The organism is Enhygromyxa salina (assembly GCF_002994615.1).
Taxonomy (GTDB): domain Bacteria; phylum Myxococcota_A; class Polyangia; order Nannocystales; family Nannocystaceae; genus Plesiocystis; species Plesiocystis salina_A.
Window position 1 is genome coordinate 19,028 of record NZ_PVNK01000073.1, and the last position, 14,631, is coordinate 33,658.

Below are 14,631 nucleotides of genomic sequence, written 5' to 3' on the forward strand. Positions count from 1 at the left end.
GGGCTCAGCCGAACTGGCCCTGGAGCACCGCCTCGTAGTCGCTCATGATCTCGACCATCTCGACGACCTCGGCGTCGTCGAGGGCCTCGGCGGCCTCCTGCAGCCACGCGCTCATCGCGTTGGCGGTGCCGATCGCGTCTTCGTATTGCTGGGCGTCGATCATCGCCGAGATCGCAATGAAGGCCTTGGCGAAGTTGACGACGACGTCGCCCTTGTAGAGCTGCGAGGCGTCGGCGTTGACGACCTCGCCGAGGGTCACGACGTACTCGTCGCTCATCGGCTCGAAGGTGTCCGGGTGCAGGTACGTGGCCTTGGCCTTGATCGTGTCGAGCTGCTGGGGCGCGTCGGGATCGCAGGTCTGGATGATCTGGTGGAAGCTCATCGCGTCGTTGGCCGCGAGGTGCTGGGGCTCGACCTCGGCCGGGTCGGCGCTGTACTCCTCGCCGTGGAATTCCTTGATGCCGAAGTACCAGGGCATCGTCAGCTCCATCTGGACGTTGCGCGCGGCGACGGTGGTGTTGGCCAGGAAGCGCTCGGGATCGCCGAACATGCGCTCGGCCTCCTTCTCGCTGTCGACGAAGATGTACGCGCCCTTGCCCGCGTCGGTCACGTCGTTCATCAGGTCGTCGTGGTAGCCGCTGGCCTCGCTGACGCCGACGCCGATGAGGTAGATGCCCTCGCCGTCGGAGTCGCTGGCCTCGGCCGCGATCAGATCGATGTCGGTGATGCCAGCGTTGGCGCCCCCGTCGCTGACGAGGAACACGCGGTTGATGCCGCCCTTGATGTAGTGCTCGTTGGCGAGCTCGTAGCCGGTCACGAGCCCGTCGTGGAGGTTGGTGCCGCCGCTGGCGTCGATCTGAGCGATCGCGGCCATCAGCCCCGGATCGTTGGGGCCCTCGACCTCGTAGCCGTCGAGCAGGATCGACTGCTCGGTGTCCCAGCCCAGCAGCGAGATCTTGTCGCCCGCGCGGAGCTGGCCGGCGGTCGCGGTGACCGTGTCGATCAGCAGCTCGATCGGCTCGCCGCTCATCGAGCCCGACATGTCGAGGGTGTAGACGAGGTTGAAGGCGGGGCGGTCGGTCGGGCTGAGCGCCTGGCCCTGGGCGTAGAGCAGGAGGGTGAACTCGCCGGTGTCGGGGTCGGTCCGACGCATCTGGATGCCGACGTCGACCGGGTCGGCCGTGGGGTTGTCGTAGCTGAGATCGTAGTAGTTGAGGAACTCGTACACGCGCACGCGGCTGGCCGGGACCACGCTGCCCTCGGACACGAGCCGGCGCACGAACGCGGGCGAGGCCTGGGAATTGCTGTCGTCGTTGCTCATGTAGAGCACGACCGGGTCCTTGGTGTCGGGGCAGGCCGCGGCCTCTTCGTCGGCCGGGGCCGGCATCGCGCAGCTGTCGACCTCGCAGTCGGGATCCTCGCCGAGCTGGCAGTTGCAGTCGCACCAGCCGTCGGCCGTGCACGCCGCGTTCTCGCACAGACCGTCCATGCACGCGCAGTCCTCGTCGATGCAGCAGGCCGGGCTCATCGGCGGGGGCTCGCCGAGGCCCTCGGTCCACGGGAAGGCCTCGCAGATGTTGGGCTCGACGCCGCAGCCGTCGGGATCGTCGGGCTCGAGGCAGTCGTAGAGGGTGTCGCCGTCGCCGTCTCCGGTGTCGCCGTCGCCGTCGCCGCCGTCGCCGTCGCCGTCGCCGGGATCGCCCCACTCGTCGCCGTCGCCGTCGCCGCCGTCGCCCGTGTCGCCGCCGGGATCACCGTCGCCACCGCTGTCGTCGTCGCCGGGCTCTCCGTTGCCCCCGGGCTGAGGGATCGGCGCCTCGGGCCACTCGGCGTCGCCACCGACGAGCGGTCCGTTGGCCACGGGCGCCGCCGCCTGTCCGCAGCCTGCGAGCGTGGCCAGGCTCAGGCAGGCGAAGGACAGGAGCACGAAGTCCGGGGAGGCGAGTCGGGTCATGGCCGGGGAGTGCCACGACCTTGGTGGATCGATCACGGACCCGCGTGGTCGGGCGCGACGTGCTCACCCGAGACGTAGAACCAGCGGCCATCACGGCGCACAAACACGCTGCGCTCGGCGAAGGACACGTCCTGACCCTCGCGCGACAGCTTGGCGAAGAACAGGACCTCGGCGCGGTCGTCGACGATCGGCCCGACCTCGCGGACCTCGAGCTTCTGGAAGCGCGTCAGCGTCGAGAAGCGCCGGATCTCCTCGGCCCAGGCCGCGCGATCGTCCCGATGCTGCGGCCCCTCGGGGTCGGTGGTGTCGAGGAGGTACTCGACCGCCCCGACCGCGTAGGCGCTGTAGCGTGAGCGCATCAGCGCCTCGGGATCGGCCGCGGGCGTGCCCTGGTGGAGGCGCCGACAGCAGCGCTTGAACTTGCGACCCGATCCACACGGGCACGGGGCGTTGGGCGAGCGCACGAGCTCAGCTCTCCCGTCGGCAGGTCGAGCGACCGTTGGCGCCGTTGTGGACGCGGAGAACGAGGCTGAAGACTCCGCAGGGCTCGGCGGCTCTCACTCGCGCATCCTACTTCAGCCCGCGATCCGTCCGATAGTCTCGCAAGGCATGATCCTGACCGTTGCGAGCGCGTTGGCGCTGACCGTCGCCAGTTTCGCCTACGCCGCTCGCCCTTGGTCTGGGCGAGGACGGGCTCAGGCAGGTGCGGACGTCCGGCGTGTGACCCGGCCGCGCCGCGCAGATTGCAAGGCTCTCGCCGTTGCGAGCCGTGCGGATGCCATACTGGGCTCGGCGAATACGTAGGCGTGACCACGCAGCGCGGGGTCTGCTGTCTCGTCGACGGACCAACTGAGGTACAAATCGGCCTGCTCAAAGTTAGGCGTGTACACGAGACCTGCGGTCGTTCTACCGTAGCAGGCCGCTGCACCGCAGGGGCCACATCACGCGGAGCCCGTCGCGCTCGAACCCTCAGGCCTTCATCAGGTCAGCGGATCGAAGTTTGAGTCCGAAGTGGGCCGCTGCGGCGGCGGTGGCCTCAGCGGAGGACTTCGCCCGCTTGCTGTCATGGACGACCCAGTGGGTGAGGTTGCCGCGGTCCCGGGCGCCTTGGATGGCCTCGAGGGTCTCAGCGTCCAACGAGGGGAGGGCCTGTTGCCAGTCGGCTTCCACATGTTCGAGGAAACCGAACGCGCCGTCGCCGTTGTCGAACGAGAGGTCGGATCGCCAGTTCACACCCAGGTAGTAGTAGACGTCGACCGCGGAGTCGGAGACCACGATTGCGTCGAAACCGCGGGGCTCGGCTGGGTCGTGGTCGAGGCTCGGCGGCGGCGTCCGTCGGTCCCAGACGAGCTTGCCTCCGGGCCGTCGTGCTCCGAGGCTGGCGACCTCCCAGACGGGCTCCTCCGGGTGCCGCCGGCACCAGGACAGCACGAGGGGAGCCCATGCGCGCGCCAGAACGCCCGCTGCGAGGGGGTGGTCTGGAGTCGTGGTCAGGTCCAAGGCGGCATCGAGGTGTCGGGTCGCCAGGGCCTTCTCCAGCGACTTGATCCTGTAGAGATGGCCCGGCCTCGACGAGCCCGTCGAGGCGCGTGAGCTGGAGTCTGACAGGAGCGCGAGGTTGGCCTGTGTGAGGGCGTCGGCCCCTGCGCAGCCCTCGAGGGTCGGCAACGGGGGAAGGGCTCGGGGAAACAGGAGATCACCTACCGCAAACGTGGCCCATGTCGCGACCAGGGTGTAGGGACATGCGGCCTTGTCCCGCGAGATCCACATCTTCAGGACCTCACGGCTCTGTCCTGTGGTGAGGTGCAGGCGCTCGAGCTCCGCGAGCTTGGCACGGACCCAGCAGACCCGCATCTCCTCGGCAAGGAAGACGACGTTCTCCGGGTCGATCGGAAGCTCGTCGTCCTCCCGGGGGTATCGACCGCGGTTCGCAGACATGCTCAGCCAAGGCATCGGTGCTCCCGTCAGATGTATACGATCCCCATGATGACCCGACGCGCGATGCGTCCGACCTGCCTCGATGAGAGAATCTTGGTCGATCTGTGCACCTGGCCGGCCAAGTCGCTTCTGTGGAACCAGGCGCTGTTGGCGAAGGTGATGGGCCCGCTCGCCGAAGGCGGGCTGCGCGACCTCGGCACCGAGTCCTTCGAGTGAGCATGAGAGTACAACGCGTCACGAGACCGGCGGCCAAGGTCCGCGCTCGCCCAGTGCGTCGGGCTGCCTAGCAGCCCGGGGTGCTAGCCCTGCGGGAAGGCGACGTTCTTGAGCCCCGCGCCGGTCATGTCCGAGTAGGTGTAGGCCCCGTTGAGCCCGTCGTAGGACTCGAACATGTGCGTGTCTGGATCGATCCGATACGCGCTGCTGGCCATGTTGACGACCCACACGTAGCCGTAAAAGTCGATGCTCACGCCCTTGGTCACCCCAGCGTTGGGCAGCGCGATGAAGTCGAGGATCTCGAGGGTGTTGACGTCGATCGCGGTCACGCCCGAGCCCATGCCGCCGTAGTTGCCGACCCAGACCCGGCCGTCGCCGTCGGCCTGCATGCCGAGGCCGGTGATGTCGACGACGTCCCAGGTCTCGTCCTCGGGGGTGAAGCGGGCGGTGCCGCCGGAGTAGCCGGCGACCCACGCGTGGCCCTCGCTGTCGAAGGTCATGCCGTAGGGCGACAGGCCGTTGGGCACGGGCCAGGTCGTGACGACCAGGGTGTCGTAGTCGACGCGGCTGAGCGTGGGCGGGCTGCCGCTGCCGTGGGTCGAGAACCACAGGTTGTCGTCGCCGTCGACGGCCCCGCCGTAGGCCCCCCAGGAGCCGAGGTCGACGCCCGGGGCCGGGACGGTGTCCTCGATCTCGCCGGTGTCGCCGTTGAGGCGGTGGATCTCCATGGAGCCCGCCTGCCCGAGCAGCGCGGTCTGAGTCCAGACTTTTTGGTTTTGCCAGGTGCAGGTGCCCTGATCGAACACGCCCGCCGTCCACGCGACCGGACGGTTGGCGAGGTTCGGGCCGGCGAATTCCGTGTACCAGGCCCGGCACTCCTCGATGTCCCAGTTCAAGACGTCGTTCTTGCCCGTCGAGGTCTGGATGTCGGGCATGCCGTTTTGCTCCTCGCAGCCCTCGGCGCGGGCGAGGAACTTGCTGACCCCGCCGTCGCGGTTGGCCACGGCGACGTCGCCCGAGAGGTTGACAGAGGTCCGCGACGGGCGGCCCGCGTGGTCGGGGCGCGTGATGTAGCGGCCCTCTTCCTCCATGGTCTGGGTGTTGAGCTTGGTCAGCGTGCCCTCGGAGCTGTTGGCGACCCAGATGTACGAGAACTCGACGTCCTCGCCGCCCATGCCCATGCCCATGCAGCCGCCGCCGTCGTCGGCGTCGGGGAGCGCGGCCATGTCGAACTTCACGCCGTCGCCGTCGCCGTCGCCGTCGCCGTCGCCCGAGTCGCCGTCGCCGGGGTCGCCGTCGCCGTCGCCCGAGTCACCGTCGCCGTCACCCGAGTCACCGTCGCCCGCGTCGCCATCGCCGTCGCCGTTGGTCGTGATGCCGGTCTCGCCCGGACTCGTGAGCGCGGTGTCGCTGTCACTTTGTTGGCCTTCACTGCAGCCGAACACACACAGGATCGTCGCAAGGCCCAAGTTAGAAGATCGCGTCGTCAACATGGTTGACTCCCAAACTATCACGAGCCTTCGATGCCACAGGGCAGCTTCGCAAACACCTCGTCGGTGCGCTGATACAGCGGGTCGCAGGTGCGCGGATCGAGCGGCCCGATCCACGCCGGGCCACCGATCTGGCCAGTGCCTGTCCGATAGTAGGGCGGCAGGTGAGGTCGGATGAAGCGCGCACCCCCGCGTTCGTCGCGGGCCCCAAACACGATGCGCCCGATCCCGTGGAGCAGGCAGGCACCGAAGCACATCAGGCAGGGCTCGAGGGTCGTGACCACGGTCATCTCGGCGGCGCGTGGCCACAGCCCGAGCTCGACTTGCGCGAGCGCCTGCATCTCGGCGTGGCGGCCCGGGTGGTAGGGCGGCCCGGGGACCTCCGACGCACCCTCGGCGATCACCCGCCCGTCGAGGGCGACCAGGGCTCCGACCGGGAGCCCGCCGCGAGCTTCGTTGGCGAGGGCGAGTTCGACGGCGCGGGCGAGGAGCTGGCGGTCGGTCGGGGAGGCTGGCGTCACGGCAGGGTCTCGAGCTTGGCGAAGGGGGGATCGAGCAGGGTCACCCGGTAGCTCGAGCCCGCCGCGATGTCGACGAGACCGGCGGGCTTCCAGGGCGCGTCGGCGCGCTTGCGTAGCTGGATCCGATACCCGCCTGGGCGGATCTTGACCGTCTTGTCACCGTCGAGCGAGAACACCTTGCCGCCGAGCTCGACCTCCACGTGATCGTAGTGCTTGAGGACCAGGGTCACGCTCACGCGTTGGCCCGTCCACTTGCCGCCGCCTCCCTTGGCTCCTCCGCCTCCGGACCCACCGCCTGCCGAGCCGCCGCCTGTCCGAGCTCCGCCCGCGGGCTCGATCTCGGGGACTGGTTCGGCGCCGGGCAAGGGGCCGTCAACGGGCTCGTGCTCGACCGCCGCCGCGTTGGGGTCGAGCCCGGGGGTGAGCTCGGCGCCCGGGAGCGCGGCGATCGGGTCGGGCTCGGGCGCCGTCGGGGCGGGCTCGACTGCGCCTGCGGTCTCGGCGGCGGCCAGATCGTCTTCGGGCGCGGCCGCGTCGGACCACCAGCCGAGGCCGAAGCCGATCCCGAACACCGTAAAGCCGAGCGCCGCCACGACGAGACCGCCGAGCATCAGGAGGGTAGCGAGCGGCATGGACTCGTGGTCCTCGGAGTCCGGTGGCGGCAGCCCCGGGTTCAGGAGGTTGTCGGTCATGGTCCCTTGGTCGGCGCTGGGCTCGGCATGCTCGGCTTGCGCGCGGCTGTCAACCGTACGCGCGGTCCGGGGACCTGTCCAAAGGATCAGAGCACCCCAGGGCCCCGGACCCGCGCGCAGCTCAGTTGACGGGGGAGGGTCCTGGGGTCTAACCGGGAAGTGGATGCTTGGCACCTATGTCATCGTCGGCGCCAGCTTGCTCGGGGCGGCGTCGTGCCTGTTGATCGCGTGGTCGCTGTGGACGCGAAGTCAGGCGCGCCGACGCGGGCGTCGACCGCCGCTCACGGGCGGGCAGCAGCAAGGGCTCCCTGCGTCAGCCGACGACTTCGGCGAGGCCGACGAGCCCCGCACGCAGTTCATGTCGGAGGCCGAGCTGTTTGGCGCGACCGGATCGGGCAGTCCGCCGACGCAGATGCTGACCGAGTCGGCGCATCAAGACACGCAGATCATGAGCTCGGGCAGCTCGGGATCGCCGCGCACTCAGATCCTGACCGAGCCGACTCACGAGCTCGACCCCGGCGAGGTCCAGACGGAGTTCTTGTCGGCCGACGAGCTGTTCCCGGACGAGGCCGAGCCCAAGACCGCGTTCATGACCGAGGAGGAGCTGTTCGCGGCCGGGGGCGGCGTCGACGACGATGACGACGACGCCGACGAAGAGCCCGAGCTTGCGACCGAGTTTCTCAGCTCGGAGGAGCTGTACGGTGCTCAGCCCTCGGAGCCGAGCGACGCGCGGACCGTGGTCGAGTCCGCTCCGACGCCGCGGGTCGAGGAGACGGTCGTGCTGGCCGAGGGAGCGGTCCTCGATGGGGTGTCGCGTGCCGCCGCCGACGAGCCGGACGAGGGGCACGCACTCGACGATGGCTTCGCCGTCGCGCCGCCGCGTCACCAGCATTTGGACCGCCCCCCGGTCCACCGTATCCCCGTCGCGCCGCCGAGCCCGAGCCCGGCACCGCCGCGGGCCCCGGTCGCGCGCGCTCCCGCGCGTCCCGCCCCCGCGCGACCCGCTGCCACGCCGCAGGCTCCAACACCACCCGCCGCGAAGCCTCCAACTCCAACTCCGCCTCCGCCCGTCGCCACGCCCCCGGCTCCGAGCCCGCGCGCCAGCGCGCCCGCGACACCCAAGAAGACACCCCCCTCGCGGCTGCCCGCGAGTCGTCGAGTCGCGACCCCGCCACCGCGGACACCGGTCCGGCCCGCGCCGCCCAAGGAGCCCGTGGTTGAAGCGGACGCGCCGCAGGTCCAGCCACACCCCGTATCCGCGGGCTACGTCGGCTTCGTCGGGGCCCCGCTCGACGACGACGACGACGACGACGACGACGACGACCTCGACGGGGACGACCCGGAGACCGAGATGGTCCACCAGGCCGAGCTCCTGCGGCTGATGGGCCGCCTGGGCGACAAAGCTCCCGGCGGCGAGGGCTCGTAGCCGCGTCTCGACCAAGCGTCGACACGCACGCCCTCGCGGGGTTAGGATCGCTCGCCCGATGGCGGAATTGGAGCGAGAGGTCTCGGAGCTGTACGGCGCCTACGTGGCGGAGCTCGGCGCGGCCTTCGATCAGATCGCGCCGTGGTGGGCGCGCCTTCGAGCCAGCCATGGGCGCCGGGCCCTGAAGCTGCGCTGGCCGGCGGGCGTGGCCTCGCACCCGCGGATCCTGGCGATCTACCGCGACTATCACCATCGCCTCTCAGCCCTGCGCGCTGCCCCGCCGCGAGGCCCGGCGCCGCGCTTCGACGACGACGAGGCCTGGGGCAGCGAGGTCGAGCCCGAGCCCGAGACCCTGATCCCGCCTGCGCCCGAGCGCCTGCTCATCGATCGCCTCCAGGTCGAGGCCAAAGCGCTCTACGCCAAGATGATCTACCTGCTGATGTCGCCGGTCGGGGTCGCGCCCGATCCCCGGCCGACGATGCGCAGCCTCGAGGTCGTCGAGCGTGACCCCCGACGCGCGCACGCGTTTGGCTTCGAGGGTCGGCACGGGGTCCAGCGCGGGGTCGATCGCCTGCTCGGAGCCGGCTTCGATCTGCGCCCGAGCGCGTACACGAATTTGTCGCTCGACGACGCGAGCGAGGTCCATCGACTCGCGCACGACTCCTACAAGCGCGAGCTCGAGGAGGCCCTGCACGAGGCCGAGCGCTGGTGGGCGAACGAACGCAGCGAGCGCGAGGTCCGGGGCATGAGCGCCGAGCAAGCCCGCGACGACGCCTACGCGAGCCACGCCGTCGGCCCGGCCGGTCACCCGGCGGTGATCGGCGTGATCCAGGCCTACTGGGCGCTGTGTCACGAGATCAACGGCGCGCTGATCGACGCCGCCCAGCACGTCGCGCCCGAGCAGCTGCTCCTGGGCTGGCTCCAAGATGGTCGCCACGGCAGCTGGGTCGCGGCCCTCACCGCGATGCCCTACTGGCCGGTCGGCCTCGACCGCGCGGGAAGGTGGGTCTGACGATGTCGCTGCTCGCACGGCTCGACAACCACACGCCCTTCGAGGTCCTGCACCTGTTGACCCCAAACGGCGTGGGCGGCGAGGCCGTGCTGATCGTGGTCAAGGCCACCTTCGAGATCGACGACGAGGGCAGCGCCCGCTTGGCCGCAGACCAGGCCGAGATCCGCGTGCGCGACGAATTCATCGGTGACCCTGCGCTCGGCAGCCCGCTCGCCGACGCCGACCTCGCGCTGCACAAGCCCAGGGTCGACGTGTTGGTCGTCGGCGCCCGCGCCTACGCGCCGCGGGGACGGCCGATCGACAAGCTCTTCGTCGAGCTCCACGTCGGTCACCCCGACGGCGTCGGCAGCGACACCGCGGCCCACGACGCCGCCCAGGCCCAGCTCATCAAGAGCCTGCTCGTGACCGGCGACCGGGTCTTCATCGACGACGCGCCGAGCGACCCGCTGCCCTTCACCGAGATGGCCCTCGGGTGGGAGCGGGCCTACGGCGGGACCCGATCCAAGGGCGAGATCGACGAGCGCAACCCGCTCGGGATCGGCTGGCTCGGGGCCCGCTCGGCCGACGCCGAGATCCTCGCCGAGCTGCCCAACGTCGAGGAGCCGGGCGCGACGATGACTCGCCGCGACAGCGACTGCGTCCCGGCGGGCCTCGGCGTCGTGTCGCGGGCGTGGCTGCCTCGGCGGGCGCTGGCGGGGACCTACGACGAGGGCTGGAAGCGCCGGCGCTGGCCCCTGGTCCCGCGCGACTACGACCCGGCCTGCAACCAGTCGGCGGCCGCCGATCAACAGCTCGAGCGCTTCGCCGGGGGCGAGCCCGTCCGCCTGGTCAACCTCACCCCCGAGGGCGAGTGGCTGTTTCGTCTCCCGCACCTCGACGTCCCCGTGCAGCTGATCCACGAAGATCGCCTCGAGCGCGGGCCGCTGCGGATCGACACGATCGAGATCGAGCCCGCGACCCGGCGGGTGACCTTGACCGGGCGCGTGGCGGTGCCGGTCGAGCGCAGGCTCGGGCGGCTCGAGGAGATCGTCGTTGGCCACGTCAAGCCGGGGTGGTTGCGCGCGCGGGTCAGCGGCAAGCACTACATCGATCTGCGCGCCGAGGGCGGCGCCGAGCCCCGCCGGCCCTGCTTTTGGTGAGCACCATGGTCAACGACACTTCACTCGAGATCCTGGGCTCCGGAGCGGTGAGCTCGGTCGGCCTCACGGCGCCGCAGACCTGCGCCGCGATCCGGGCGGGCATTCGGCGCTTCGTCCCGATCGAGGCCGAGATCCTCGACGATGAGGAGCCGCAGATCGGCGCGCGCGTGTCGGCGGATCCGCGCCTGCGCGCCGACGATGCCCAGTGGCTGCTCAACCTCGCCGCGCGGGCGCTGCACGAGTGCGCGCCGAGCCCCGCCGAGACCGCGCTGCTGTGGCTGGTGCCCGAGGACCACCGCGGCCATCCGCTGTGTGCGGGCGTCGGCGACGACGAATTGCTCGCGCGACTCGAGGCGGTGGTTGGCCATCACTTCGCCCCGGGCTCGCGGGTGCTTCGCAGCGGGGCCGCGGGCTGCGTCGAGGCCCTCGGGCGCGCGCGCGAGCTCCTCGACGCGGGCGCCGTCGCCCGCTGTGTGATCGGTGGGGCCGACTCGCTGCTGCGCAAGGTGGACCTCGACGAGCTCGCCCGCGGCGGGCGCTTGCTCGGCCCGACGCAACCTCAGGGCCTGGTCCCGGGCGAGGGCGCCGCCTTCGTCATGGTTGGCCGGCCCACGCCGGACCCGGAGCGCGAGCGGGCCGCGCTCGCCGTGCGGGGGATCGGGCTGGGCTACGAGCGCAACACCGTGCGCGGGACCGAGTACTCCGTCGGCGAGGCCTTCAGCGCCGCGCTCGAGGCCGCGACGCAAGACGCCGACATCCCCGAAGCCGAGATCGCGTTCGTGGCCGGGAATTTTAACGGGGAGCGCTACGACGCCTGGGAGAGCTCGCACGCGCGGATCCGCGGGTTCCCGAGCAAGCGCGAGCAGCTCCCGGTGCTGTGGCCGGCCGCGTCGACCGGCGAGATCGGGGTCGCGGCCGGGCCGATGGCCTTGATCGCCACGGCGGCGGCGATCGAGGGCGAGTACGCGGCGGGTCCGACCGGGGCGCTTCAGCTGCGGTCCGACGGAGAGCTGCGTGGGGTCGCGATCGTGCGCTAGAACCCCGTGGTGAGCGACTCTTTGACCGACTCGTTCGAGGCGCTGCTGCGCCGCGACCCGAACACCCCCGCGATCGCCGACGTCGACGCGTGGTGGCAGACCCACGTCGAGGTCACCGACGGGGCCTCGCCCGCGGCCGCGGCGGTCCTCGGAGGCTTCGCGGCCGATCGCCTCGCCTACGCCTTCGCCTCGGGCTACGCGGCCGCGCTGCGTCAGCTGATCGGCCCCGACGAGGCGCCCCGCCGCCGGGCCCTGTGCGCGAGCGAGTCCGAGGGCGCGCACCCGAGCAAGCTGCGGACGACGCTGACCCTCGACGAGGGGGGCGGGGGCTCGATCACCGGGGACAAGAGCTTCGCAACCTTGGGCCACCTCGCCGACGAGCTGCTGGTCGTCGCGGTCACGGGCCAGGACGAGCAGGGCCGCAACCGCCTGCGCGTCGCTCGGATCCCCCCCACCCGCGAGGGCGTCAGCTTTGGCCAGCCCGTGAGCCCGACCTTCGTGCCCGAGCTGCCCCACGTCCCGCTGAGCCTGCGCGAGGTCCGGGTCGAGCCCGAGGAGCTCATACCCGGCGACGGCTACCTGAGCGTGCTCAAGCCCTTTCGCACCCTCGAGGACGCCCACGTGTTCCTCGCGGTCCTCGGCTGGCTGACCAAGATCGGCCGCCACGTCGGCTGGCCGGACGAGTTCGTCGAGCGGGGGCTGGGTCTGATCGCGGGCCTGACCTGTGTCGCGGCCTCGCCGAGCCCGCTCTCACCCGCCGTGCATCGGGTGCTCGGGGGGCTGCTCGCGGCCAGCAAGGAGCACATCGTCCGGCTCGAGAGCTCGGTCGCCTGGCAGGCGCTGGCGGAGGAGGATCGGGTCCGCTGGGCTCGGGACCGACGCCTGCTCGAGGTCGCGGGCCAGGCCCGGGCGGCGCGCTTGCAGGCCGCCCGCGACCGCCCCCAGTAGCCATCGATCTCGTCACCTTCGCTCGCGTCGATTGGTAGGATGGGCGAAGAGCGACGAACCCGATGCGCGAGACCAGTTTACCGACCATGGGCCCGATCTGCCTCTTGAGCGCCGTCCTCGGCCTCGCTGGAGGGTGCTCGGACGCCGAGGACCCCGCGACCGAGACGCTCGGAGCGACAGAGACCGGCGACGGTGAGGGTGATGGCGATGGCGACGGGGATGGGGATGGCGACGGAGACGGGGACGGAGACGGAGACGGAGACGGAGACGGAGACGGAGACGGAGACGGAGACGGCGACCTGCTGTGCGACTACGAGGTCGGCCCCAACGGCGTCCTGATGTTCGAGGCCGAGTCTCTCGCGATCATCGAAGACTGGCAGACCGCCGCCGACATCCCGGGTCACTTCGGCTCGGGCTACATCTACTGGTCAGGCCCGAGCTTCAACAACCAGCCGGGCAACGGCCTGCTCGAGGTCACGCTCGGAGTTGACCAGCCGGGTCGCTACCGTGTCCAGTGGCACACGCAGATCGGCATGGGCGCCGACGCGACCGAGCACAACGACATCTGGCTGCGCTTCACCGACGCGGCCGACTACTACGGCAAGAAGGGCGACGACCCCGAGACTCGCCGCTACCCCAAGCCGATCTGCGAAGACGCGGGCTTCATCGCGGGCGTCGAGGCCCTGGCGGAGGTCAGCGCGGCCTCGTGCGCGGCGGGCTCGAGCAGTGAGGGGTGGATGAAGGTCTACTCGTCGGGCGCGACGAGCTGGAAGTGGTCGACCCAGACCAGCGACAACGACGCCCACCAGATCTACGTCGAGTTCGAGGCGCCGGGGGCCTACACGATGCAGCTCTCGGCCCGGGCCGACTTCATGTTGCTCGACCGTGTCGTCCTCTACCGCGAGGACGTCGACGACGCCACGGCGCAGGCCGCAGACCAGGCCGAGACACCCTGCGATTGACTCGCTCACGCGGGGGGAACGTGAGCCCGAAGCTGGGGGCGCCTGGGGGGCTCTGCGCGGGGCCCAGCCCCCGAGCGGTCAACGCTATCGTTGCGTGGTGGCGGCTCCGGGGAGCCAGCCGGCGAGCGTGCCGCCGTCGATCAGCTTCATCGCTGGTGGACCCTCGGCATGACTCCACGCTCCGGCGGCCGGGCGCCGTGGTCCGAGCGCGACTCGCTCCCGCCGTGGCTGGCACGCAGGCTGCAGCCTGGTTGGCGCATGCCCGACTCGCTCATCAAAGCGCTCGATGCCCTCGGCGCCAAGCTCCAGGGCTGGCTCGAGGGCGCCGTCTCGATGGCGCCGAATTTTGTCCTCGCCGTGCTCGTCGTCCTCGCTGGCGCCGTCTTGGCCCGCTACGTCAGCCGCGGAGCAACCCGAGCGCTCGACCGCCTGATCAGCAATGAGGCGCTCGCGCGCCTGCTCGGCTCGATCATTCACGTCAGCGTGATCGCGATTGGCCTGTTCGCTGCGCTGAGCCTCTTGCACCTCGAGCGCACGGTGACCTCGCTGCTCGCGGGCCTCGGCGTCGTCGGTCTCGCGCTCGGCTTCGCGTTCAAGGACATCGCGGCGAACTTCATGTCCGGCGCCTTCCTGGCCGTTCATGGGCCGTTCAGGCCGGGCGACATCATCGAGTTCCAGGGCCACATCGGCGAGGTGGAGGAGGTCGAGCTCCGGGTCACGACCCTGCGGACCTTCGACGGTCTGACCGTGATCATCCCGAACAAGGAGGTCTTCACCGAGACGATCGTCAACTACACCCGGACTGAGGAGCGGCGCGTGGACGTCGCGGTTGGCGTGGCCTACGGGGACGATCTCGAGCGGACCGAGGCGGCCGTGTGCGCGGGTCTCGAGCAGCTCGAGCTGCGCGACGCGACCCGCGAGATCGAGGTCCTGTTCACGGAGTTTGGCGCGAGCTCGATCAACTTCGAGGCCCGCGTCTGGCTCGAGCGCGCCGACCAGCGCGAGTACCTGCGGGCCCGCTCGCGCGCGATCATCCTGATCAAGCAGGCGATGGACGAGGCAGGTCTGACGATCCCCTTTCCGATCCGGACCCTCGACTTCGGCGCCGACGAGAGCGGCGGCACCCGCTTCGACGAGATGCACCTCGCGTTGTCCGAGGGCACGCAGTCCTAGCAGCCCGTGGTGCAATGCCTCGCGCCGCCTCGCTTGGCCTTTTCGCCGAGGGCTTTGTCGCCAAAACTTGCAGTACGCCCGGTACAGCGGCGTTTTGGCTTCGCGCCCTCGGCGAAAATTCCG

14 protein-coding genes are annotated in these 14,631 nt (G+C 70.7%); 8 read left to right on the forward strand and 6 right to left on the reverse strand.

Features of this window, described 5'->3' with window-relative positions:
- Positions 1-4 precede the first annotated feature (4 nt).
- The 3 genes from ENSA5_RS07070 to ENSA5_RS07085 all read right to left on the reverse strand — a co-directional run bounded on the left by ENSA5_RS07070 (position 5) and on the right by ENSA5_RS07085 (position 3,892).
- Positions 5-1,954, reverse strand: coding sequence for a vWA domain-containing protein (locus ENSA5_RS07070; RefSeq protein ID WP_146155412.1), 1,950 nt, complete (start codon positions 1,952-1,954; stop codon positions 5-7).
- A 32-nt stretch (positions 1,955-1,986) separates the two neighbouring features.
- The gene (locus ENSA5_RS07080; RefSeq protein ID WP_106390870.1) at positions 1,987-2,418 is read right to left on the reverse strand and encodes a YchJ family protein; all 432 of its coding nucleotides are present in this window, start codon (positions 2,416-2,418) and stop codon (positions 1,987-1,989) included.
- Between the two features lie 505 nt (positions 2,419-2,923).
- Positions 2,924-3,892, reverse strand: coding sequence for a hypothetical protein (locus ENSA5_RS07085; protein ID WP_106390871.1), 969 nt, complete (start codon positions 3,890-3,892; stop codon positions 2,924-2,926).
- A 45-nt stretch (positions 3,893-3,937) separates the two neighbouring features.
- Here ENSA5_RS07085 and ENSA5_RS37180 point away from each other — a divergent pair, with 45 nt between their 5' ends.
- Entirely contained in the window at positions 3,938-4,108 is a 171-nt protein-coding gene (locus ENSA5_RS37180) for a hypothetical protein (protein WP_181197463.1), read from the forward strand.
- 83 nt (positions 4,109-4,191) lie between these two features.
- Here the strand turns inward: ENSA5_RS37180 and ENSA5_RS07090 are convergent, their stop codons facing one another.
- From ENSA5_RS07090 to ENSA5_RS07100, 3 genes are read right to left on the reverse strand one after another with little or no spacing between them, the layout of a single operon-like run.
- Positions 4,192-5,601: an NHL repeat-containing protein gene (locus tag ENSA5_RS07090; RefSeq protein WP_146155413.1), complete on the reverse strand. Its 1,410-nt coding sequence runs from the start codon at positions 5,599-5,601 to the stop codon at positions 4,192-4,194.
- A gap of 17 nt (positions 5,602-5,618) precedes the next feature.
- Entirely contained in the window at positions 5,619-6,119 is a 501-nt protein-coding gene (locus ENSA5_RS07095; protein WP_181197464.1) for a nucleoside deaminase, read from the reverse strand.
- Positions 6,116-6,811: a hypothetical protein gene (locus ENSA5_RS07100; RefSeq protein WP_106390874.1), complete on the reverse strand. Its 696-nt coding sequence runs from the start codon at positions 6,809-6,811 to the stop codon at positions 6,116-6,118. The genes ENSA5_RS07095 and ENSA5_RS07100 overlap by 4 nt, the downstream gene beginning before the upstream one ends.
- A gap of 163 nt (positions 6,812-6,974) precedes the next feature.
- Between ENSA5_RS07100 and ENSA5_RS07105 the strand changes: the two genes are divergently transcribed.
- From ENSA5_RS07105 to ENSA5_RS07135, 7 genes are all read left to right on the forward strand, one after another.
- Positions 6,975-8,237 carry a hypothetical protein gene (locus ENSA5_RS07105; protein WP_106390875.1) on the forward strand — a complete coding sequence of 421 codons (1,263 nt, stop codon included), beginning with the start codon at positions 6,975-6,977 and terminating at the stop codon, positions 8,235-8,237.
- 58 nt (positions 8,238-8,295) lie between these two features.
- A complete protein-coding gene (locus ENSA5_RS07110) occupies positions 8,296-9,249 on the forward strand; it encodes a hypothetical protein (RefSeq protein ID WP_146155414.1) in 954 nt (317 codons plus the stop codon).
- 2 nt (positions 9,250-9,251) lie between these two features.
- Entirely contained in the window at positions 9,252-10,388 is a 1,137-nt protein-coding gene (locus ENSA5_RS07115) for a DUF2169 family type VI secretion system accessory protein (RefSeq protein ID WP_106390877.1), read from the forward strand.
- 5 nt (positions 10,389-10,393) lie between these two features.
- Entirely contained in the window at positions 10,394-11,425 is a 1,032-nt protein-coding gene (locus ENSA5_RS07120) for a hypothetical protein (protein ID WP_146155415.1), read from the forward strand.
- 9 nt (positions 11,426-11,434) lie between these two features.
- The gene (locus tag ENSA5_RS07125) at positions 11,435-12,373 is read left to right on the forward strand and encodes an acyl-CoA dehydrogenase middle domain-containing protein (RefSeq protein WP_146155416.1); all 939 of its coding nucleotides are present in this window, start codon (positions 11,435-11,437) and stop codon (positions 12,371-12,373) included.
- Between the two features lie 62 nt (positions 12,374-12,435).
- Positions 12,436-13,335 carry a hypothetical protein gene (locus tag ENSA5_RS07130; protein ID WP_181197465.1) on the forward strand — a complete coding sequence of 300 codons (900 nt, stop codon included), beginning with the start codon at positions 12,436-12,438 and terminating at the stop codon, positions 13,333-13,335.
- A gap of 168 nt (positions 13,336-13,503) precedes the next feature.
- Positions 13,504-14,508: a mechanosensitive ion channel family protein gene (locus ENSA5_RS07135; RefSeq protein WP_258182773.1), complete on the forward strand. Its 1,005-nt coding sequence runs from the start codon at positions 13,504-13,506 to the stop codon at positions 14,506-14,508.
- Positions 14,509-14,631: the final 123 nt, after the last annotated feature.

Excerpts from the sequence above, each read along its gene's own strand:
- ENSA5_RS07070 (WP_146155412.1), bottom strand. The coding sequence starts at position 1,954 with ATGACCCGACTCGCCTCCCCGGACTTCGTGCTCCTGTCCTTCGCCTGC.
- ENSA5_RS07085 (WP_106390871.1), bottom strand. The coding sequence starts at position 3,892 with ATGTCTGCGAACCGCGGTCGATACCCCCGGGAGGACGACGAGCTTCCG.
- ENSA5_RS37180 (WP_181197463.1), top strand. The coding sequence starts at position 3,938 with ATGATGACCCGACGCGCGATGCGTCCGACCTGCCTCGATGAGAGAATC.
- ENSA5_RS07090 (WP_146155413.1), bottom strand. The coding sequence starts at position 5,601 with ATGTTGACGACGCGATCTTCTAACTTGGGCCTTGCGACGATCCTGTGT.
- ENSA5_RS07100 (WP_106390874.1), bottom strand. The coding sequence starts at position 6,811 with ATGACCGACAACCTCCTGAACCCGGGGCTGCCGCCACCGGACTCCGAG.
- ENSA5_RS07105 (WP_106390875.1), top strand. The coding sequence starts at position 6,975 with ATGCTTGGCACCTATGTCATCGTCGGCGCCAGCTTGCTCGGGGCGGCG.
- ENSA5_RS07110 (WP_146155414.1), top strand. The coding sequence starts at position 8,296 with ATGGCGGAATTGGAGCGAGAGGTCTCGGAGCTGTACGGCGCCTACGTG.
- ENSA5_RS07115 (WP_106390877.1), top strand. The coding sequence starts at position 9,252 with ATGTCGCTGCTCGCACGGCTCGACAACCACACGCCCTTCGAGGTCCTG.
- ENSA5_RS07120 (WP_146155415.1), top strand. The coding sequence starts at position 10,394 with ATGGTCAACGACACTTCACTCGAGATCCTGGGCTCCGGAGCGGTGAGC.
- ENSA5_RS07130 (WP_181197465.1), top strand. The coding sequence starts at position 12,436 with ATGCGCGAGACCAGTTTACCGACCATGGGCCCGATCTGCCTCTTGAGC.
- ENSA5_RS07135 (WP_258182773.1), top strand. The coding sequence starts at position 13,504 with ATGACTCCACGCTCCGGCGGCCGGGCGCCGTGGTCCGAGCGCGACTCG.